The organism is Pseudoroseomonas ludipueritiae (genome assembly GCF_014490445.1).
Taxonomy (GTDB): Bacteria; Pseudomonadota; Alphaproteobacteria; order Acetobacterales; family Acetobacteraceae; genus Pseudoroseomonas; species Pseudoroseomonas ludipueritiae.
In genome coordinates, this window is record NZ_JACTUZ010000002.1 from 21,631 (window position 1) to 42,498 (window position 20,868).

Here is a 20,868-nt window from a genome sequence, read left to right on the forward strand (position 1 = left end):
GACGGTTCCGCCTATCGGTCGAAGGAAAGAAAGGTTTCGGTCATGCGCGCCGCGTCCGGCTCGCGGCCGGTGAAGTGGCGGAAGGCATCGGCGGCCTGGAAGACCGCCATGCCGCCGCCATGCGCGGTGCGGCAGCCCAGGGCGCGGGCGGCGCGCAGCAGCGGCGTCTCCAGCGGGAAATAGACGATCTCCGCCACCCAAAGGGCCGGGTGCAGCCATTCGGCCGGCAGCGGCAGGCCGGGATGCTCGGCGGTGCCGGTGGGGGTGGCATGGATCAGCCCGTCGGCCGCCGCGAGGGCGGCCTTCAGTTCGCCGCCCGCCCGGGCGCGGCCGGGGCCGAAATGCGCGACCAGACTGGCCGCCAGGGCCTCCGCCCGCGCGGGGTCCTGGTCGAAGAGATGCAATTGCCCGGCACCCAGCCGCAGCGCCGCATGCGCTACGGCCGCGCCCGCCCCACCGGCGCCAAGCTGCACCGCGCGGCCCAGCGGCACCCCCGGCAATTGCCGCCGGAAGCTTTCGGCGAAGCCGGAGGCATCGGTGTTATGGCCGATCCGCCGCCCTTCCCGCAGCACCACGGTATTCACCGCGCCCAGTTCCCGTGCTTCCTCCGAGAGTTCATGCAGATGCGGGATCACCGCCTGCTTGCAGGGATAGGTGATGTTGAGGCCGTTGAAGCCCATCCGCTCGGCGGCCGTCAGCAGCTCCGGCAAGGCATCCGGCCCCAGGTGCAGCTGGTCGAGGTCGATCAGCCGGTAGAGTGTGTTGAAGCCCTGCGCGGTGCCCTCAGCCTCATGCATCGCGGGCGTGCGGGAGAGCTGGATGCCGGCGCCGATCAGCCCCAGCAGCAGCTGGGGGCGGGCGACGCGGGTCGTGACAGAGGTGGGCTGGAGGCTGCTGGCTGACACGATCGTGGGTCCGGAATTTCTGGCTTGCCAAATTCATGAACTAACTAGTACGTACTCGTCAACGCGATTGAAGCATCGCGGCGCGATGCGGACTCAACGCCGCATCCGGGAGAAAACAAGGAACGTTCCGATGAATCGACGTCAGCTTGGCGGTGCCGCCCTGGCCGCCCTTGCCGCCTCCACGGGTCTGGTGCCGCGCGGCGCGGCGCGGGCGCAGGGGGCCGGCAGCTATCCTGACCGCCCCGTGACCATCGTCGTCTCCTGGGCCCCCGGCGGCTCCACCGATTTCGTGGGCCGCCTGCTGGCGCAGCAGATGTCTAAGGAACTCGGCCAGCAGGTGGTGGTGGAGAACCGCGCCGGCGCCTCCGGCACCATCGGCCATCTTTATGTCGCCCGCGCGCGGCCGGATGGCTACACGCTGCTGATGGGCGTCAACAGCACCTACGCCATGGCGACGCATCTCTTCCCGCAGAAGGGCTATGACGACGCCAAGAGCTTCACGCCGATCGGCCGCATCGCCGAGACGCCGATCTTCCTTTGCGTCCGCCCGCAGCTTGGCATCAAGACGGTGCAGGAGCTGATCGCCCGCGCCAAGGCGGAGCCGGGCAAGCTGAGCTATGCCTCCTCCGGCGCCGGCTCCTCCGCCCATCTGGCCACCGAGCTTTTCCTGAAGATGGCGGACATCAATGTGATGAACGTCACCTACCGCGGCGGCGCGCCGGCCGTGCAGGCGCTGCTGGCCGGCGATGTGCAGATGGCCTTTGTGGATGCCGTGACGGCGCTGCCGCTGATCCAGTCCAAGGAGGCGCTGGCCATCGGCGTCAGCAGCCTGCAGCGCAATCCGCTGGTGCCGGAGATCCCGACCATCGCGGAATCCGGCCTGCCGGGCTTCGAGTGTTCCTCGCAATTCGCGCTGCTGGCCCCGGCCGGCACGCCGGAGCCCATCGTGCGCAAGCTGCACGCCGCCCTGACCGCCGCGATGAAGGATGAAGGGGTGCTGGGCCGCCTGCGCCAGGCCTCCAACTTCCCGACCCCCAGCGCGCCCGAGGACTTCCCCGCCTATCTGGAGGCCGAGAGTGCCAAGTGGGGTGAAGTCATCCGCACCCGCGGCATCACCGCGGAGTAGGAGGATGGCGCCGGCGCGACAGCCCGCGCCGCCGGTGGTATCCTGTGGCTTCGTGCCCGCTGCAGGATACCCCCAGTTGCCGCCGAACCAGGACACCGCGCCCCCTCCCCCACGGTCCCGCAAGCTGGATGCGGAGCGGACGCGGCAGGAGATCCTGAGGGTGGCGCGGGAGGAATTCGCCGAGCACGGGCTCAGCGGCGCCCGCGTGGACGCCATCGCGGCGCGCACGCAGACCTCCAAGCGGATGATCTACTACTACTTCGGCAGCAAGGAGGGCTTGTACCTGGAGGTGCTGGGCCAGGCCTATGCCGGCATCCGGGCGCTGGAGCGGGAGCTGGACCTGCAATCCCTCTCGCCACTGGACGCGATCCGGCGCATCGCCGAATTCACCCTCGACTACCATGACGAGCACCCGGATTTCGTCCGCCTCGTCAGCATCGAGAACATCCACCACGGCCGCTACATCGCGCAGTCCGAGATCATCCGGAACCTCAACAGCACGGTGATCGAGGTGCTGGAGGCCATCCTGCGGCGCGGGGAGCGGGAAGGGCTGTTCAAGCCGGGCATCGACCCGGTGGATGTGCATCTGATGATGAGCGCGGTGAGCTTCTACCGCGTCTCCAACCGCCACACCTTTGGCCGCCTCTTCGGGCGCGACCTGGAGGATGCCGGGCTCAAGCGCCGCCACAAGCAGATGCTGGGGGATGCGGTGCTGGGCTATGTGCTGCGCGAGGCGGGCTGAGCCCGCGCGTCAGACAACCCGGCCCAGCGCCCGCGCCGCTTCCAGCACGGGCGCGATGAAGGCTTCCCGGTAGCGGCTGCCGGGCATGGTCAGCGTCACGGCGGCGGCCAGGGTGCCATCGGCGCGGAAGACGGGGGCGGAGATGCCGGCCACTTCCGCGAGCCTGTCCCCCACCGCCGCGTGGTAGCCGCGGTGGCGGATCTCCGCGAGCAATTCCTGCTCCTCCGGCGCCAGTGGCAGGAAGGGTTCGGAAAAGGCCAGCAGCACCCGCCCACCGGTGCCGCTGCGCAGCGGCAGCACGTCGCCGGCCCGGATGTGGTCGCGGATGGGGTGCGGCGAATCCACCCGGTAGAGGCAGATCCGCACCGCCTCCGCGCCGCTGCCCTTCAGCACATGGTAGGCAGCGCTTTCCCCGGTGCGCCGGACCAGCTCCTCCAGCACCGGCAGCACCACGCGCTCCAGCCGGAAGGAAGCGGCATAGGCGGCCTGGAGCCGGCTGAAGGCGGGCCCGAGGCAATAGACGCCATCCGGCAGGCGCTGCACGAATTGCGCGTGTTCCAGCGAGGCCAGGAGCCGCAGCGCGGTGCTCTTGTAGAGGCCGGTGCGCGAGGCCAGCTCGGCCAGCCCCTGCTGCGGCCGCTCCGGCGTGAAGGCACAGAGGAGGCTGAGCGCGCGGTCCACCGCGGCAGTGCCGCCGGGGGCGGCATTGGCTTCGGCCTGGGAAGGGTGCTGCGATTTCCTCGGCATGGCGGGGGAAGCCGGTGGCGCCTAGACCACCCCGTCCCGGCGCATCCGTGCGATCTCGGCCGCGTCATAGCCCAGCCGGGACAGCCAGCGGTCGGTATCGGCCGAGAGTTGCGGCGCCGGCGCCCGGGGGGCCGGGTTGCCATCGCCGAAGCGGAAGCCGGCGCGGGTGACGCGCTGCGCGCCCTCCTCCGTCTGGAATTCTGTCACGAAGCCACGGTCCCGCAACTGCGGCTGTTGCATCACCTCCGGCACGCTCAGCACGCGCCCGGCGGGCACGCCGGCGGCGACCAGCAGCGCTTCCCATTCCGCCGCGCCACGGGCGGCCAGGGCGGCCTCCACCGCCTCGGTCAGGGCCGCGCGGTTCACCTTGCGCGCCTGGCGGGCGGCGAAGCGCGGGTCGGTGACCAGATCCTCCCGCCCGATCAGGCGGCACAGGGCGGCATATTGCCTGTCCTCATTGGCGGCGATGTTCAGCAGGCCGTCGCCGGTGCGGAAGGTGCCGGAAGGCGCCGCGGTGAAGTTGTCATTGCCCATAGGCACCGGATCGACACCGGCATTCAGGTGGTTCGAGACCACCCAGCCCATGCTGGCCAGGGTCGCCTCCAGCATCGAGACATCCAGATACCGGCCCTGCCCCGTGGCACGCGCGCCGAAGAGCGCCGAGGCCAGCGCGAAGGCGGCGGTCAGCCCGCCGGTCGTGTCGCTGACGGGATAGCCGACGCGCAGCGGCGCGGAATGCGCATCGCCGGTGACGCTCATCACCCCTGCGATGCCCTGGACGATCTGGTCATAGGCCGGGCGCCCCGCCATCGGCCCATCGGCACCGAAGCCGGAGATGGCGCAATAGACCAGCGAGGGCCGCCATTCCGACAGCACGGTCCAGCCCAGGCCCAGGCGGTCCATGACGCCAGGGCGGAAATTCTCCACCACCGCATCGGCGGTGCCGACAAGGCGCCGGAAGGCTTCCTTGCCCTCGGGGTGCTTCAGGTCGAGCGTCACCGACTGCTTGCCGGCATTCACCGCGACAAAGGAGGCCCCCATGCCGCGCGCGGCGGCCTCCGGGTCGGCGCCCAGGCGGCGCGCCAGGTCGCCCCGGCCGGGCTGCTCGATCTTCACCACTTCCGCGCCCATCAGGGCGAGCAGGTAGGTGCAGAAAGGGCCGGCCAGCACATTGGTCAGGTCCAGCACACGGATGCCGGACAGTGGCAGGACGGTGGCTTCGGTCATCGCTTCGGTCCCTGCACTAGGCATGGTGGGTGGAGGTGTACTGTTCCATTGTACAGAACGCCGTTGCATCCATGAGAACCGGGGGCGTCACAGAGGTCAAGCAGGGCAGCGATGAGGCTGCTTCGGCGGCATCCGCCGGCGCAGCGATCTTGTCGGTGGCTGGGCACCAGCGCCCGGCGTGGCGGAAACCGGGCCTGACGTTCCCTCCCCTGCGCCTCGGCCTTCAGGAAAGCCTCAGCCCTGCGTCAAGGAGGCATCCGTGCCCTCGGCCGGTGCGGTCGAGCGATCCCGTTCAGCCCCCGGAGGGCTGGCTCAGGCGGCAGATCATCGCTCCGCAGGGCCCGAGCTGGATGCGGCCGAAGCCATCCTCCAGCCGCGCCGCATGGCTCCAGAGCGGCTCCAGCGTCTCGCCCGCCGGCCTGCCGAGTTCCTGCGGCACCGCGCTGAGGTTGAAGACGCAGAGCAGCGCCTCTCCATCGAGCAGGCGCCGGAAGCACACCAGCGGCGTGGGCGTTCCGACATGCTCCAACATGCCATGCACCAGGGCGGGATGGTTCTGCCGGAACCGGAGGAAATCCTTCCATGCGTTCAGGGTCGAGCCCGGCTCCCGCGCCTGGGCCTCGACCGCCAGGGCGCGGTGCGTTTCCGGCAGCGGCAGCCAGGGCTGCGCCTCGGAGAAGCCGAGATGCGGGCCATGCTGCCGCCAGGGCATGGGGGTGCGGCTGCCGTCGCGGCCCTTGTAGTCCGGCCAGAAGGCAATGCCGAACGGGTCGCGCAGGTCCTCCTGGCGCAGCTCCGCTTCCGGCAGGCCAAGCTCCTCGCCCTGGTAGATGCAGATGCTGCCACGGAGGCTCAGCAGCAGGGCCATCAGCAGGCGCAGGAATTCCGGGCGGGGCTGGCCCGGCTCTTCCCCGGCGGGGCTCCAGCGGGAGGCTACCCGCTCCACGTCATGATTGCTGAAGGACCAGCAGGGCCAGCCCTCCTGATGCTCCGTCATCCAATGGAGGGTCGAGGCCACCGTCTCGTGGCTCAGGTTGCCCTTCATGAAGCGCAGGGTATAGGCCATGTCCAGCATGCCCTCGCCGGTATAGCGCCGCAGCCGGTCGAAGGCGCCGTCCTGGCTGGAGATCTCGGCCAGGGTCGTCACGCCGGGATATTCGTCCTGCAGGCCGCGGATGCTGCGGATGACCTCCAGCGTGTGCGGGTGCAGCAGGTCGTGCTGGTGCAACTGCATGCCGAAGGGCTTGGCGGGGATGGGCTGGCCCGCCTGATGGACGCTGGGATTGTTCCGTAGTTCCGGGTCATGGCACATCCAGTCCACGGCATCGAGGCGGAAGCCATCCACGCCACGGTCCAGCCAGAAGCGGCCGGCTTCCAGCAGCGCCTCCACCACCGCGGGGTTGTGCAGGTTGAAGGCAGGCTGGCTGCTGAGGAAATGGTGCAGGTAATATTGGCGGCGGCGGGGCTCCCAGCTCCAGGCTGGGCCGCCGAAGACTGAAAGCCAGTTGGTCGGCGCCGTGCCATCCGCCGCGGGGTCGGCCCAGACATACCAGTCGGCCCTGGGGTTGTGGCGGGAGGCGCGGCTTTCCAGGAACCAGGGGTGCTGGTTGCTGGAATGCGACCAGACCTGATCCATCAGCACCTTCAGCCCGAGCTGATGCGCCCGGGCCAGGACGCGATCGAAATCCTCCAGCGTGCCGAAGAGCGGATCGACATCGCGATAATCGGACACGTCGTAGCCATAGTCTTCCTGCGGCGAGCGCTGGAAGGGCGAGATCCAGATGGCATCGACGCCCAGGCCGGCGATGTAGTCCAACTTCGCGAGCAGGCCGGGCAGGTCGCCGATGCCATCGCCATTCCCGTCGGCGAAGCTGCGCGGGTAGACCTGATAAATCACCGCCCCGCGCCACCACTCAGTGGAAAGTCCGGGCCGGGACAGGAGCTGGCCGCTCTGCAGCAGGCGGAATTCAGGCGTATCGAAGCCAACAGCGACGTTGTTCAACAGACAGTTCCTCGACCCCTGCCCCAAGGGTCAATGGCGGCCTGCTCCGGGGCAGCCGGGCTGATTTACGGACCCGGGCACACACGGGTCAACCAAATTCTCACAGTTTCGTGATCGATAGGAAGGTAGCCTTCCAGAGCTTTGCTGGAGGCCAGATCATGATGAGCCGGAGCTTCGACGTGCATCGCAGGCGAGAGAAAAGCGCCCCCAGGCGCTGATGCCGAACCCAGCGGCCAGACAAAGCCATCCGCCACTATCTGCTATTGCAGATCTTCCCAGGCCGCAGGACCTCGCCTAGCCTGCCAGGCACAATAAACGGGAGAAACGCGCCATGCTGCGCCTCGCGGCCCTGCTCTTCTGCGGGCTGATCAGCGTTGCCCAGGCCCAGTTGCCTGACCGGCCGGTCCGCATCGTCCTGCCATCGCCGCCCGGTGGCACGGCCGATATCGTCGCCCGCCTGCTGGCGGAGACCGCCGCGCCGCATCTGGCCAAGGGCGTGGTGGTGGACAACAAGCCCGGCGCCAATGGCAATATCGCCCTGGCCGAGGCCGCGCGCGGGGCGCCCGATGGCAGCACCCTCTTTCTCTGCGCCTTCGGCCCCTGTGGCGCCAATCCCTCGCTCTATCCGCAGCAGGGCTTCGACCTGAAGAAGGACTTCGCCGGGCTGATCCTGGTGGGATCGGTGCAGAATGTCATGACCGTGCGGCCCGGCCTGCCGGCGGCGACGCTGCAGGATGTGCTGGCGCTGGTAAAGGCGCGCCCGGGGGCGATCAGCTTCGCCTCCTCCGGCGTCGGCGCCTCCAACCACCTGGGGCCGGAGATGCTGCGCAGCCGCTTCGGGCTGGACTGGGTGCATGTGCCCTATCGCGGCTCCGGACCTGCCACCACGGACCTGATCGCGGGCAATGTGGATGTCTTCTTCGACAATGTCCCTTCCATCCTGCCACATCTGCGCAGCGGCGCCGTGCGGCCCATCGCCGTGCTCTCGGCACAGCGCGCGCCAGAGCTGCCGGAGGTGCCGACCTTCGCCGAGGCGGGCGTGCCGGGCGTGGTGATCGAAAGCTGGTTCGGCCTGATCGCGCCGGCGCAGGTTCCCTCGGGCACCCTGGCCGATCTCAACGCCGCCTTCGGCAAGGCGCTGGCCGACCCGGCCCTGCGCCGCCGCTTCACCGAACTGGGCGTGGCGCCGCTCGGCGGCAGCGCGCAACAGGCCACCGACCACATGCATGCGGAGATCGCTCGCTGGGCCGAGGTGATCCGCCAGAACGGCATCCGCGCGGAGTGACAAGCATGAGCCGCATCACCAAGCTTCGCACCATCCGGCTGCCGGAGCGCCCCAACCTGATCTGGGTGGAAATCGAGACCGAGGACGGGCTGACCGGCCTGGGCGAGGCCTTCCGCGGTGCCCAGGCGGTCGAGGCCGTGCTGCACGAGCAGGTGGCGCCCTGGCTGCTGGGCCGCGACGCGCGGCGGATCGAGCAGGTCTCGCGCCACCTGCTGACGCCTTATGTCGGCTTCGGCGCCTCGGGGGCCGAGACGCGGGCGGCGGCGGCAGTGGATATCGCGCTCTGGGACCTCGCCGGGCAGCGCCACGGCATTCCGCTGCACGAGGCGCTGGGGGGCGCCAGCCGCGATGCCATCCGCGTCTACAACACCTGCGCCGGCTATGACTACAACAGCCGTGGCGCCCAGCGCGTCATCGGCGCCGGGGACGCCCTGGCCGGCCCCTATGACGACCAGGTGGCTTTCAACCGCGATGCCGGCGTGCTGGCCGAATCCCTCCTCTCGGAGGGCTATTGCGCCATGAAAATCTGGCCCTTCGACCCCTTCGCCGCCGCTACGCAGGGGCAGTCGATCGGGCTGGAGGAACTGAAGAAAGGCCTTGAGCCCTTCGAGAAGGTTCGCAAGGCGGTGGGCGGCCGCATCGAGATCATGTGCGAGATGCATTCCATGTGGTCCGCCCCCGCCGCCGAGCGCATCTGCCAGGCGCTGGAGCCCTTCGGCATCTACTGGGCCGAGGACCCCATCGGGAAGATGGACGACATCAAGGCGCTGGCCGAGCTGCGCCGCCGCACCCGCGTGCCGATCTGCGCCAGCGAGACGCTTGGCGGTAAGCGCGCCTTCCGCGACCTGCTGGCGGCTGAAGCGACGGATATCGTGATGCTAGACCTGTCCTGGTGCGGCGGGCTGACCGAGGCGCGCAAGATCGCCGCCCTGGCCGAGGCCCATGCCAAGCCGCTGGCGCCGCATGACTGCACCGGCCCCGTCGCGCTCTGGGCCGGGCTGCACCTGGCGTTGCACGCGCCCACGGCGATCTTCCAGGAAGTGGTGCGGGCAGCGATCAGCACCTGGTACCGCGACCTCGTCACCGACCTGCCGGCCTTGCGCCAGGGCATGATCGCGGCCCCGGAGGCCCCCGGCCTCGGCACGCGGCTGGCGCCGGGGCTGAAGGACCGCCCTGGCACCATCGTCCGGGAAGCGGTCGCGACCTAGCCGAACTGGCCGTGGCCCTGCCGGGGCCACGGCGCTTCAAGATCGCGGGTCGGCCTGCCGCGGGCCGGAGAAGGTCCAGGGCGCCATGCGTTCCTCATGCGGGTCCAGGGCCAGCCGGTGCTCCAGCGGCGGAAAGGCGCGGCTGCGGCAATCGGCGCGGTCGCAAAGGCGGCAGGACAGGCCGATGCCGACGCGGCAGGCCTGCAGATCCATCCCATCCGCATAAACCACCTCCGCCGCATGCGAGATATCGCAGCCCAGCGTGACGACATGCCGGGGCGGCGGCTCCCCCCAGCGCATCGCGGGGCCGGTGACCGTGCGGGCGAAGCAAAGAAAGCTGGCGCCATCGGGCAGTTCCGCGATCTGGACCTGGAGCTGCTCCGGGCTGGCGAAGGTGATATGCGGCAGCCAGCGCGGGCAGGAACCGCCAAAGCGCGCGAAGGGAAAGCCGGCCGCCGAGAAGCGCTTGTCCACGTTCCCCGCCGGGTCCGTGCGCAGGAAAAAGAAGGGCAGCCCCCGCGTCCCTTCCCGTTGCAAGGTGCAAAGGCGGTGCGCCACCTGCTCGAAACCCTGGCCGAAACGGGCGCGGAGGCGGTCGATGTCGTGGCGGACCTCCCGGGCGGCAGCGAGGAAAGGCGCATAGGGCATCAGCAGCGCCGCGGCGCCGTAGTTCAGCAAACCGATACGGATCAATGCGGCGGCCTCGGGTGACGATGGCGCGGCGGGGGCCATCACCTCCTCCACCACGCCCCGTGCTTCCAGCAGCATGAGCTGGAAGGCCATCTGGAAGCCACGGCTGCCGCGCGGCAGGGATTCCGATAGTTCCAGCAGCCGGGCCGCCGGATCGAAGCGCCGCAGGCTGCCCTCCAGCGGCCCCACCCGCACCACCAGGCCATGCCGCTGTCGCAGTCGCTGGGCGATGGCATGGTTCAGTTCCGCCGGCGTGGCGGCCAGCCCGGCGCCGATCTCTTCGGCCACGGCCTCCAGCGCCGGGAAATGATTGGCGCGGTCCTGGAAGAAGTCGCGCGCTTCCTCGGCCGGCAGTTGCAGGCGGCGGCCGCTCGGCAGCGCCAGCCCGCTGGCATCCTCGCGCGCCACCCGCCAGGCGCGGTAGAGGGCGAGAACGGCTCGCGAAGCATTGGGCGCGCTGCCGGCCATGGCCTGCAACTCCGCCTCCGGCACCGCTTCGAGCCCCAGCACCGGATCGGTCATCACCTCCCGCAGGGCGGCTTCGAGCTGCCGCTCGGACTGGCCCGAAAGCGCCGCGAGATCCACCTGCAGGATGGCCGTCAGCTTCAACAGCAGGGAGGCCGTGACACCGCGCTGATCGGCCTCGATCAGGTTCAGGTAGCTGGCGGAGATGCCGAGGCGCTGCGCCAGCGCCTGCTGGGTCATTCCCTTGTCCTGCCGAAACCGGCGGATGGTGCGGCCAATCAGCGGGCGGGACATTTACAAGCTTCACACATCGGCGGCCTCCGCTGTCAAAGAATGCACATCATTGCAATGACTTAGGCAGAATGAGCCGTGCAGAACGCGGGTGCAATGTGAATATTTGACTCGTGGAAACGCCAAAGGAGAGTCCCATGCGCCCTGCCCCCACCCCGACCATGCTGCCTGACGGGATCGCCGCCGGGCCGGGCCCCGAGCGTTTCGCCGGCATCCGGCGCGACTATGCGCCCGAGGACGTGGAGCGCCTCGCCGGGTCCTTCCGCGTGAAGCATACCCTGGCCGAGATGGGCGCCCGCCGGCTCTGGCACCTGCTGCAGACCGAACCCTATGTGAATACGCTGGGCGCGCTGACCGGCAATCAGGCGCTGCAACAGGTCAAGGCGGGGCTGAAGGCCATCTATCTCTCCGGCTGGCAGGTGGCGGCGGATGCCAATTCCGCCGGGCAGATGTATCCGGACCAGTCGCTCTACCCGGTTGATTCGGTGCCCAGGGTCATCACCCGCATCAATGCCGCGCTGCGCCGCGCCGACCAGATCGCGCATCTGGAGAATGCCGGTGACACCACGCATTGGATGGCGCCGATCATTGCGGATGCCGAAGCCGGTTTCGGCGGCCCGCTGAATGCCTATGAGCTGATGCGCGCCATGATCGAGGCCGGTGCCGCCGGCGTGCATTTCGAGGACCAGCTCGCCAGCGAGAAGAAATGCGGCCATCTCGGCGGCAAGGTCCTGGTGCCGATCTCGCAGCATATCCGCACGCTGAATGCCGCGCGACTGGCCGCCGATGTGGAAGGTGTCTCCACCCTCCTGCTCTGCCGCACCGATGCCGAAAGCGCGCAACTGCTGACCAGCGACGTGGACGAACGCGACCATCCCTTCATCAGCGGCGAGCGCACGCCCGAGGGCTTCTTCCGCATCAAGCCCGGTGTCGGCAAGCCATATGCCATCGCGCGCGGGCTGGCTTACGCGCCCTATGCCGACCTGCTGTGGTGGGAAACCTCCGATCCTGACCTGGATGACGCCCGCGCCTTCGCGGAAGCGATCCACAAGGAATTTCCGGGCAAGATGCTGGCCTACAACTGCTCGCCCTCCTTCAACTGGAAGCGGAAGATGGGCGAGGAAGCCGCGGCGAAGTTCCAGCGTGAGATCGGCGCCATGGGCTACAAGTTCCAGTTCATCACCCTGGCTGGCTTCCACAGCCTGAACCATTCCATGTTCCAGCTCGCGCGCGGCTACAAGGAACGCGGCATGGCGGCTTATTCCGAACTGCAACAAGCCGAATTCGCCGCCGAGGCCGAGGGCTACACCGCCACACGGCACCAGCGAGAAGTGGGCGTCAGCTATTTCGACGCGGTGGCCACCACCGCCTCCGGCGGCCGCTCCAGCACCACTGCCATGGCCCATAGCACCGAAACAGCGCAGTTCCACGACACCCCTGCCGCGCCCGAGATGGCGCCGGCGAAGTAAGGAGAGCAGCCATGTCCGAAGAGAATTTCGACGACGGCCTGGTGCACAACCACGTCTGGGCGCAGGAGCCTGCCATGATGCCGACAGGCTGCTTGCCCGTGGCCCAGGCAGCCAGCGTGCCCACCCCCAGCACCGTGCTGCATGACGACCGCATGGAGCAGCAGGGCTGAGGACGGCCTGATGCCGCGGGGCCAGACCGGCGCCGCGGCATCATTCCTGTTGATGGCAAAAACCGCCTAAAGGCCCTGAAGCCGCTGAGACAGATCGGCGGCCTCCTTCCGCAATGCGGTGCCGACCTCCGTCAGCCCCTGGCGGCGAAGCTGCTCGCTGACACCAACAAGAACGATGGAATGCGAGACGCGGCCGCGCAGCATCACCGGCGCCGCGACCACCGTCACCCCCGCGATATAGCGCCCTTCATCCACGGCATAGCCACTCTGCCGTGTTGCCTCGATATCGGCGCGCCACTGCTCCAGGGAAGGCGGATCTTCCCAGCGCAGCATGTGGAAGCGCCGCTCCATCTCCGGCCAGGGATGGCCACCGAAGGCCGCGATGCAGCGGCCGGTGGCGCTGATCAGCGCGGGGTAGCGGCTTCCCACATCCACCTGCAGGCGCAGCGCCTGGCTGGGCCGGGCCAGGGCGAGGACCACGATATGGTCCAGCCGCGCGGCCTCCACGCCGATGGCCGTGGTGCCGTATTCCGCCGCCAGCCGGTCCAGCACGGGCTGCGCGAGATTGCTGAAGGGGTCGTTCCGCAGCATCCCACGCGCCAGGGCGACAACGCCGCTGGCCAGCGCGTAGCGCTTGGTGGCGGGGTCCACCATCAGCATCTCCTCCGCCACCAGGGCCCGCAGGATATGCAGGCAGGTACTGGGCACGATTCCCAGCGCCCGCGCGATGGCCTGCACACCCAGCGGCGTCTCGCTCCGCGACAGCATGCGCAGGATGGCCACGGCCCGGGTGACGGCGGGCACGGCCCGGATGGCATCCGGCCGGGATGATTCGGAGGGCGGAACTGCGGGGGCCTTCATGTTGTCTCTATACAACGCATGAATCTATTTGACAACACGTGAGTGGGCGCGCCTGAATGCCCCAACGGCCAGAGAGCCGAGGGAGACACGTCCGATGACACGGCTCGCCGATAGCTGTGACTACGCCTTCGCGCAGGCCCATTACACGCCGCAGCGGCTGTGGGATTTCTTTGATGGTGACCGCACGCGCTTCAACATCGCCCATGAATGCATAGACCGGCACGCGGCGGACCCGCGGCGCCTGGCGGTGCGCGTGGCGCATGCCGATGGCCGCGACGAGTTCATCACCTTCCGCGCCATCGCCGAGGCATCCTCCCGCATCGCGCATTGGCTGCGGGCGCGGGGCGTCCGGCCCGGGGACCGGGTGGCGGTGATGCTGGACCCTTCCCTGCCCTTCTATGCCGCCATGTTCGGCGCCATGAAATGCGGCGCCATCGCGGTGCCGCTGTTTACCCTCTTCGGCCCGGATGGCGTGCGGCTGCGGGTCGCCGACTGCTCCCCCCGCGTGCTGCTGACCAATGCCGAGAAGGCGCCGGCCGCCGCCGGCATCGAAGGCACCGAGACAGTGATTGCCGATGCCGGCTTCATGGAGGCGCTGGTAGCCTTCCCCACGGCCTATGAGCCTGACACCGGGGCGGATGACCTGGCGTTGTTCCAGTATACCTCGGGCACCACGCGGGAATTGCCGGCGGCGGTGAAGCACACGCATCGCTCGGTGGTGGTGCTGATGCTGGCGGCCCTCTATGGCACGGGCATCCGGCCGGGCGACGAGTTCTTCTGCCCCTCCTCCCCCGCCTGGGGGCACGGGCTGGCGCATGGCACCCTGGCGCCGTTGGCGATGGGCGTCACCACCGGCACCTATGCTGGCCGCTTCGACCCCGTGCGGCTGATGCAGGCGTTGCAGGATTACGGCATCACCAATCTCTCGGCCGCCTCCACCCACTATCGCATGATGCGCACCAGCGGTGCCGCCAGCCGCTTCCGCTTCGCCATCCGCAAGCTCTCCTATACCGGCGAGCCGATCGATGCCGAGACGCTGCGCTTCATCGACGAGACCTTCGGCGTGCCGGCCTGCAGCATGTACGGCACCACCGAGGTTGGCGTGGCCCTGGTGAACTACCCAGGCGCCAGCGACTTCACGGTCAAGCCCGGCTCGCTGGGCAAGGCGGTGCCGGGGCTGGAGGTGCAGGTGCAGCGGCCGGATGGCAGCCCCGCCGCGCCCGGCGAGATCGGCGAGATCCGCCTGCTGCGCCGGGGCGAATGGGTGCCCACCAAGGATCTCGGGCGCATCGACGAGGAAGGCTATTTCTACCATGCCGGCCGCGCCGACGATGTCATCATCTCCGCCGGCTGGACCATGAGCGCGGTGGAGATCGAGGATGTGCTGATGCAGCACCCCGATGTCCGAGAGGCCGCCGCCATCGGCGTGCCGGACCCGGTGCGCGGCCAGGTGGTGAAGGCCTTCGTGGTCAGCCCGCGCCAGGGCGACGAGGATTTCGCGCGGGAGTTGCAGGATTTCACCCGCGCCCGCCTCAGCCAGCACGAATATCCGCGCCAGGTCGCCTTCACGGCGGAACTGCCGAAGACCCCCGCGGGCAAGATCAATCGCAAGGCCATCCGCGACGCCGAAGCCGCGCGCCGCGTGACCGCCTGAACAGCAAAGACCTAGAGAGGAACACGCATGTCCGCCTCAGTGCTGGAGCAGCCGGGAACCCGGCTCTTCCCCAAGATCACCCAGCAGGCGCTCGACGATCTGCGCGCCCGCATCGGCAAGCCCATCGAGAACACCGTCGAGCCCTGGAACCATGAGGCGACGCGGGACAATATCCGCCACTACGCCCATGGCATCGGCGACGACAACCCGCTGTGGTGCGACCCGGACTATGCCGGGCGGAGCAGCCAGGGCGGCATCGTCGCTTTGCCGAGCTTCCTCTTCACCACCAGCCGCATCATCTCCGGCTATGTGGGCGGATTGCCGGGCGTGCATGCCATGTGGTCTGGTGCCGACTGGCGCTGGCACCGCTGGGTGCGCCGCAACGAGACCATTCGCACCGAGGCGCATCTCGCCGATCTCGTGGAGCATGAGACCGGCTTCGCCGGCCGCGCCATCCGCCAGGTCTATCATGTCGATTTCTACGGCGATGGTGGCGACAAGGTGGCCGAGGCCGAGAGCTGGTGCTTCCGCACTGACCGCGACGCCGCGCGCGAGCAGGGCACCAAGTACCGCGAGGTGAAGAACAAGCCGCCCCGCGTCTATACCGAGGAAGAGTTGCAGCGCGTCTACAAGCTCTATGAGGCCGAGGAAGTGCGCGGCGCCACGCCCCGCTACTGGGAAGACGTGCAGGTTGGCGAAGCCCTGCCGACCATGGCCAAGGGCCCGATGACCGTCACCGGCTTCGTTGCCTTCGCCCAGGGCTGGGGCGGGCTTTACATCCGCGCCAACAAGCTGGCCTGGCGGCAGATCCGCAACCATCCCGGCCTGGGCATCAAGAACCGCTTCGGCATCCCCGATTGCCCCGAGCGTGTGCATTGGGAGCCGGAGATGGCGCTGATGGTCGGCGCGCCCGGCGCCTATGACTACGGGCCGGAGCGCTGTTCCTGGCTGACCCATCAGATGACCAACTGGATGGGCGATGATGGTTTCCTGGTGCGCGCTACCAGCAAGCTGCGCCGCCACAACCCGGAAGGCGACCTGCTCTTCATCGATGGCAAGGTGACCGGCAAGCGCCAGGAAGGCGGCCGCCATCTCGTGGATATCGAGCAGCAGGCCGTCAACCAGGATGGCGAGCTGTCGGTACTGGGCACCGGCACCGTGGCCCTGCCGAGCCGCGGCGCCTGACCTGGCGGCGCCCCGGCGCGGGGCGCAAGCCATGACCGGCCGGGGGCGGCACACCGCCCCCGGCCTCGCGACCGTCCAAGAACCAGAAGAAAACACAGGGAAGGACACGTCATGCGCAGGAGGACCATGCTTGCTGGCCCGCTGGCACTTTTGGCGGGAGCGAGTGTCATCACGCGCGCGGCCAGCGCGCAGAATTTCCCCAGCCGCCCCGTGAAGATCATCGTGCCCTATGCCGCCGGCCAGGGCTCCGATCTCTTCGCCCGGCGCTTCGCCGAATATTTCCAGAAGCATCTCGGCCAGCCCTTCGTGGTCGAGAACCGCGCCGGTGCGGGGGGCAATATCGGCACGGCCGCCGCGGCGCGGATGGAGCCGGATGGCTATTCGCTGCTGTGGGGCACCAATGGCACCCATGCGGGCAATGAGTTCATGTATGCCTCGCTGGGCTTCGATCCGGTCAAGGATTTCGAGCCCGTCGCCGGCGTGCTGCGCTTCGGCATGGTGCTCAACACCAACAGGAACAGCCGCTACAACAGCGTGGCCGAGCTGGTCGCCGCCGCGAAGCAGCGGCCGGGGCAGGTCTCGGTGGGCTGCCCCAGCACCACGGCCCGCGTGCTGGTGCAGATGATCCGCGAGAAGGCGGGCGTGGACCTGCTGGCGGTGCCCTATAATGGCAGCGGGCAGGCGCTGACGGGCCTGCTGCGCAACGACGTGCAGGCCTCGATCGACACCATCACCGCCGCCCTTGGCCCAATCCGCCAGGGGCAGGTGAGCGCCATCGCCATTTCCACCGACAGGCGCTCGGAGTCCCTGCCGGAGGTGCCGACGCTCAAGGAAGCCGGCGTGGATGTGACGCTGGAGGCCTGGAATGCGCTCTATGGCCCGCGCAACACGCCGGCCCCGGTGGTGCAGGTGCTGAACCGCGCCGTCAACGCGGCCCTGGGCGATGAGGTGGTCCGGGCCGGGATGGTGCAGGACGGTGCCGATCCGCTGGGCGGGACGCCCGCCGACCTCGCGGCGCTGATGCGGCGCGACCGGGCCATCTGGGAGCCCATTGTGCGAGACCTGGGGCTGACCGCGCAGTAGCCTGAGGCCGGGAGGACGCCGCCATGGATCAAGTGATGCAGCAATCGCCCACTCCGGCGCCGGAGGCCGGCGCCTGGAAGGGGCCGCTGGCCGGCTTGCGGGTGCTGGACCTGACGCGGGTGCTGGCCGGCCCCCTGGCCACGCAGTTCCTGGCCGATCTGGGAGCCGAGGTGCTGAAGCTGGAGGCGCCGGAACGTGGCGACGAGACCCGTGGCTTCGCCCCCTTCCTGGAGGGGGAGAGCCATTATTTCCTGGCGCTGAACCGCGGCAAGCGCAGCATGGTGGTGGATCTGCGCGAGCCCGAGGGGGCGGAGATCCTGCGCGGGCTGGTGGCCGGTGCTGACGTGCTGATCGAGAACTTCCGCCCCGGCGTGATGCAGCGCCTTGGCCTGGGCGCCGAGGCGCTGATGGCGATCAACCCCCGGCTGATCTATTGCGCCATCAGCGGCTTCGGGCTCACGGGGCCGCTGGCCGGCGCGCCCTCCTTCGACATCGTGACCCAGGCCATGACCGGGGTCATGAGCGTCAATGGCGCGATGGGCGGCCCGCCGGTGAAGCTCGGGCTGCCGATCGGCGACATGTCCGGCGGCATCTTCGGCGCCCTCGGCATCCTCTCCGCCCTGCATGAGCGTTCGGTGACAGGGCGCGGGCGGCTGGTGGATGCCAGCCTTTATGACGGCACCATGTCGCTGCTGGGCTATCTGTCGCAGCTCGCCTTCATCACGGGCCAGGACCCGCAGCCGATGGGCTCGGCGCATCCCAGCGTGGTGCCCTATGATTCCTTCCCCGCCGCGGATGGTTCCATTGTCATCGCCTGCCTCGCGGATCATTTCTGGCCGCGCCTCTGCGCGGCGCTGGACTGCCCCGACCTCGGCGCCGACCCTGGCCTCGCCACCATGGCCCAGCGGCGGGAAAGACGGGGGGAGATCGAGCCCCGCATCGCCGCCATCACCCGCAGCCGCAGCGTCGCGGAATGGCGGCGCATCCTGGAGGCGCATGACATCCCGCATGCCCCGGTGCTGGGCGTGCGGGAGGCGCTGGCCCATCCGCATGCCCAGGCACGGGAGATGGTGGTGGAGGTGCGGCATGAGCGCCTGGGCCCGGTTCAGGTGCTGGGGCGGCCCATCAAGTTCCCCGGCAGCGCCCAGGTGCCGCTGGAAGCGCCACCGGTGCTCGGCCAGCACACGGCCGAGATCCTGCGGCGCGAATTGCATTATTCCGACGAGAAGATCCGGGAGCTTGGCGAGCGGGGCGTCATCGACAGGGGCGCGAAGCGATGATCCCATATGGCCGCGCCCGGCACGGGAAAGCGAGAAAGGCTTGGTGGGTCATGGCGGAGAAGATTTGATGGCGGTGCTGCAAACGGCCCTGGATGCCCGCTCGCCGGAGGCCGCGCGGAATGCGGCCGAGATGCGCCTGCTGGTCGATGACCTGCGCGCCCAGGCCGAGACGGTCCGCCTCGGCGGTGGCCAGGCCTCGCGGGAACGGCATGTCGGGCGCGGCAAGCTGCTGCCGCGCGACCGCATCCGGGCGCTGATCGACCCTGTCTCTCCCTTCCTGGAAGTCGGGCAGTTGGCCGCGCATGGGATGTACGGGGGCGAGGTTCCCTCGGCGGGCATCATCACCGGCATCGGCCGCGTCTCGGGGCGGGAATGCATGATCGTGGCGAATGATGCCACGGTGAAGGGCGGCACCTATTTCCCGCTGACGGTGAAGAAGCATCTGCGCGCGCAGGAGATCGCCGAGCAGAACCGCCTGCCCTGCATCTATCTCGTGGATTCCGGCGGCGCCAATCTGCCGAACCAGGATGAGGTCTTTCCCGACCGGGACCACTTTGGCCGCATCTTCTTCAACCAGGCCAATCTATCCGCCAAGGGCATACCCCAGGTCGCGGTGGTGATGGGCAGTTGCACCGCCGGCGGCGCCTATGTGCCGGCCATGTGCGACGAGAGCATCATTGTCCGCAACCAGGGCACCATCTTCCTGGCCGGCCCGCCGCTGGTGAAGGCCGCGACGGGCGAGATTGTCTCCGCTGAGGAACTGGGCGGCGCCGATGTGCATAGCCGCATCTCCGGCGTCACCGACCACTTCGCGGAGAACGACGCCCATGCCCTTGGCATCGCCCGCCGGGTGGTGGCCAGCCTGAACGGTGTGAAGCAGCCGCCCCTGGCGCTCCGCCAGCCCGTGCCGCCGCTCTACGACGCGGAGGATCTTTACGCGGTGGTGCCTGCCAACCCGCGCACGCCCTATGACGTGCGGGAGGTGATCGCGCGCCTGGTGGATGGCAGCGAGTTCGATGAATTCAAGCGCCTCTACGGCCCCACCCTGGTTTGCGGCTTCGCGCATATCTGGGGCTACCCGGTCGGCATCGTCGCCAATAACGGTATCCTCTTCTCGGAATCAGCGCAGAAGGGCGCGCATTTCATCGAGCTTTGCGCCCAGCGCGGCATTCCGCTGGTCTTCCTGCAGAACATCACCGGCTTCATGGTCGGCAAGAAGTACGAGGCGGGCGGCATCGCCAAGGATGGCGCCAAGATGGTCACGGCCGTCGCCACGGCCGCCGTGCCGAAGTTCACCGTCATCATCGGCGGCAGCTTCGGTGCCGGCAACTACGGCATGTGCGGCCGCGCCTATTCCCCGCGCTTCCTCTGGATGTGGCCCAATGCCCGCATCGGCGTGATGGGCGGGGAGCAGGCGGCCTCGGTGCTGGCCACCGTGCGGCGCGATGGCATCGAGGGCCGTGGCGGCACCTGGCCGGCGGAGGAGGAGGAAGCCTTCAAGGTGCCGATCCGGGAGCAGCATGAACGGCAGGGCCATCCCTATTATTCCAGCGCCAGGCTCTGGGATGACGGCGTGATCGACCCGGCGGATACGCGGCGCGTGCTTGCGCTCGGCCTCTCCGCCAGCCTGAACGCACCCATTCCGGAGACACGCTTCGGCGTGTTCCGGATGTGAGGGCAGGCCGATGAGCAGCAATGTCTTGGAGACGGTGGACGCGCGCGGCATCGCCACGCTCACCCTGAACCGGCCTGACAGCCACAATGCCTTCGATGACAGCCTGATCGCGGAACTGACCGCCGCCCTGCACCGGCTGGGCAGGAATGGCGCGGTGCGGGCCGTGGTGCTGGCCAGCAACGGCCGTTCCTTCTCGGCAGGAGCCGATCTCGGCTGGATGCGGCGGATGGCCGGCCATTCCTTTGAGGACAATCTCGCCGACGCGGCGGGACTGGCCGGCCTGCTGCACACGCTGGACCGGCTGCCGAAGCCGACCATCGCCCTGGTGCAGGGCGCCGCTTATGGCGGCGGCGTCGGGCTCGTGGCCTGCTGCGACATCGCCCTGGCCGCTGCGGGCGCCAGCTTCTGCCTCAGCGAGGTGAAGCTCGGGCTCACCCCCCCCGCCATCAGTCCCTATGTGGTCAATGCCATCGGGCCACGCTGGGCCCGCCGGCTCTTCCAGACCGCAGAGGTCTTCGACGCGCCGCGTGCGCGGGAGATCGGGCTGGTGCATGAGGTAATGCCGGCGGAAGGGCTCACGGCGCGGGGCGAGGAAATCATCCAGGCCCTGCTGCAGGGCGCCCCGGGCGCCCAGGCCGATGCCAAGGACCTGGTCTTCCTTTGCGAAGGGCGGCCGGTGGATGCGGCGCTTTCCGCCGAGACAGGGCGGCGCATCGCGCAGCGGCGCGCCTCCACCGAGGGGCAGGAAGGGATCGGCGCCTTTCTCGACAAGCGCGCGCCCGCGTGGCGGCACCAGGGCTGAG

18 protein-coding genes are annotated in these 20,868 nt (G+C 69.0%); 12 read left to right on the forward strand and 6 right to left on the reverse strand.

Annotated elements, in window-relative coordinates; translation table 11 throughout:
• Positions 1 to 11: 11 nt before the first annotated feature.
• Entirely contained in the window at positions 12 to 905 is an 894-nt protein-coding gene (locus IBL25_RS01245; protein WP_187776740.1) for a shikimate dehydrogenase, read from the reverse strand.
• A 130-nt stretch (positions 906 to 1,035) separates the two neighbouring features.
• Here IBL25_RS01245 and IBL25_RS01250 point away from each other — a divergent pair, with 130 nt between their 5' ends.
• Both IBL25_RS01250 and IBL25_RS01255 read left to right on the forward strand, forming a co-directional pair.
• Positions 1,036 to 2,031 carry a Bug family tripartite tricarboxylate transporter substrate binding protein gene (locus IBL25_RS01250; RefSeq protein WP_187776741.1) on the forward strand — a complete coding sequence of 332 codons (996 nt, stop codon included), beginning with the start codon at positions 1,036 to 1,038 and terminating at the stop codon, positions 2,029 to 2,031.
• Between the two features lie 76 nt (positions 2,032 to 2,107).
• Positions 2,108 to 2,773: a TetR/AcrR family transcriptional regulator gene (locus IBL25_RS01255; RefSeq protein WP_238940131.1), complete on the forward strand. Its 666-nt coding sequence runs from the start codon at positions 2,108 to 2,110 to the stop codon at positions 2,771 to 2,773.
• A gap of 9 nt (positions 2,774 to 2,782) precedes the next feature.
• On the opposite strand, the gene IBL25_RS01260 is transcribed toward IBL25_RS01255, so the two are convergent.
• The 3 genes from IBL25_RS01260 to IBL25_RS01270 form a co-directional block, all read right to left on the reverse strand.
• Positions 2,783 to 3,520 carry an IclR family transcriptional regulator gene (locus IBL25_RS01260; RefSeq protein ID WP_187776743.1) on the reverse strand — a complete coding sequence of 246 codons (738 nt, stop codon included), beginning with the start codon at positions 3,518 to 3,520 and terminating at the stop codon, positions 2,783 to 2,785.
• Between the two features lie 21 nt (positions 3,521 to 3,541).
• Positions 3,542 to 4,747 (reverse strand): CaiB/BaiF CoA transferase family protein, encoded by a 1,206-nt coding sequence (locus IBL25_RS01265; RefSeq protein WP_187776744.1) that lies wholly within the window; start codon positions 4,745 to 4,747, stop codon positions 3,542 to 3,544.
• Between the two features lie 292 nt (positions 4,748 to 5,039).
• On the reverse strand, positions 5,040 to 6,749 hold the full coding sequence (locus tag IBL25_RS01270; protein WP_238940132.1) for an alpha-amylase family glycosyl hydrolase: 1,710 nt from the start codon (positions 6,747 to 6,749) through the stop codon (positions 5,040 to 5,042).
• Between the two features lie 331 nt (positions 6,750 to 7,080).
• On the opposite strand from IBL25_RS01270, the gene IBL25_RS01275 reads away from it, so the two are divergent.
• Both IBL25_RS01275 and IBL25_RS01280 read left to right on the forward strand, forming a co-directional pair.
• Positions 7,081 to 8,034: a Bug family tripartite tricarboxylate transporter substrate binding protein gene (locus IBL25_RS01275; RefSeq protein WP_187776745.1), complete on the forward strand. Its 954-nt coding sequence runs from the start codon at positions 7,081 to 7,083 to the stop codon at positions 8,032 to 8,034.
• A 5-nt stretch (positions 8,035 to 8,039) separates the two neighbouring features.
• Positions 8,040 to 9,242 (forward strand): mandelate racemase/muconate lactonizing enzyme family protein, encoded by a 1,203-nt coding sequence (locus IBL25_RS01280; protein ID WP_187776746.1) that lies wholly within the window; start codon positions 8,040 to 8,042, stop codon positions 9,240 to 9,242.
• Positions 9,243 to 9,278: 36 nt separating this feature from the next.
• On the opposite strand, the gene IBL25_RS01285 is transcribed toward IBL25_RS01280, so the two are convergent.
• Positions 9,279 to 10,691, reverse strand: coding sequence for a helix-turn-helix domain-containing protein (locus tag IBL25_RS01285; RefSeq protein WP_187776747.1), 1,413 nt, complete (start codon positions 10,689 to 10,691; stop codon positions 9,279 to 9,281).
• 134 nt (positions 10,692 to 10,825) lie between these two features.
• Between IBL25_RS01285 and aceA the strand changes: the two genes are divergently transcribed.
• Together aceA and IBL25_RS01295 are read left to right on the forward strand one after the other, a co-directional pair.
• Positions 10,826 to 12,157: an isocitrate lyase gene (gene aceA / locus IBL25_RS01290; protein WP_456315844.1), complete on the forward strand. Its 1,332-nt coding sequence runs from the start codon at positions 10,826 to 10,828 to the stop codon at positions 12,155 to 12,157.
• Between the two features lie 11 nt (positions 12,158 to 12,168).
• Positions 12,169 to 12,327 (forward strand): hypothetical protein, encoded by a 159-nt coding sequence (locus tag IBL25_RS01295; protein ID WP_187776748.1) that lies wholly within the window; start codon positions 12,169 to 12,171, stop codon positions 12,325 to 12,327.
• A 66-nt stretch (positions 12,328 to 12,393) separates the two neighbouring features.
• Here the strand turns inward: IBL25_RS01295 and IBL25_RS01300 are convergent, their stop codons facing one another.
• On the reverse strand, positions 12,394 to 13,131 hold the full coding sequence (locus IBL25_RS01300; protein ID WP_239416604.1) for an IclR family transcriptional regulator: 738 nt from the start codon (positions 13,129 to 13,131) through the stop codon (positions 12,394 to 12,396).
• Between the two features lie 151 nt (positions 13,132 to 13,282).
• Here IBL25_RS01300 and IBL25_RS01305 point away from each other — a divergent pair, with 151 nt between their 5' ends.
• From IBL25_RS01305 to IBL25_RS01330, 6 genes are all read left to right on the forward strand, one after another.
• Complete coding sequence (locus tag IBL25_RS01305) at positions 13,283 to 14,842, forward strand: acyl-CoA synthetase (protein WP_187776750.1); 1,560 nt, start codon at positions 13,283 to 13,285, stop codon at positions 14,840 to 14,842.
• Positions 14,843 to 14,869: 27 nt separating this feature from the next.
• The gene (locus IBL25_RS01310) at positions 14,870 to 16,027 is read left to right on the forward strand and encodes an FAS1-like dehydratase domain-containing protein (RefSeq protein WP_187776751.1); all 1,158 of its coding nucleotides are present in this window, start codon (positions 14,870 to 14,872) and stop codon (positions 16,025 to 16,027) included.
• A gap of 126 nt (positions 16,028 to 16,153) precedes the next feature.
• Positions 16,154 to 17,110, forward strand: coding sequence for a Bug family tripartite tricarboxylate transporter substrate binding protein (locus tag IBL25_RS01315; protein ID WP_187776752.1), 957 nt, complete (start codon positions 16,154 to 16,156; stop codon positions 17,108 to 17,110).
• A gap of 23 nt (positions 17,111 to 17,133) precedes the next feature.
• Positions 17,134 to 18,390 (forward strand): CaiB/BaiF CoA transferase family protein, encoded by a 1,257-nt coding sequence (locus IBL25_RS01320; RefSeq protein ID WP_187776753.1) that lies wholly within the window; start codon positions 17,134 to 17,136, stop codon positions 18,388 to 18,390.
• Between the two features lie 67 nt (positions 18,391 to 18,457).
• Positions 18,458 to 20,065, forward strand: a complete 1,608-nt coding sequence (locus tag IBL25_RS01325; protein WP_187776754.1) for a carboxyl transferase domain-containing protein — start codon at positions 18,458 to 18,460, stop codon at positions 20,063 to 20,065.
• A 10-nt stretch (positions 20,066 to 20,075) separates the two neighbouring features.
• Complete coding sequence (locus tag IBL25_RS01330; protein WP_187776755.1) at positions 20,076 to 20,867, forward strand: enoyl-CoA hydratase/isomerase family protein; 792 nt, start codon at positions 20,076 to 20,078, stop codon at positions 20,865 to 20,867.
• The last annotated feature ends 1 nt before the right edge of the window (position 20,868 follow it).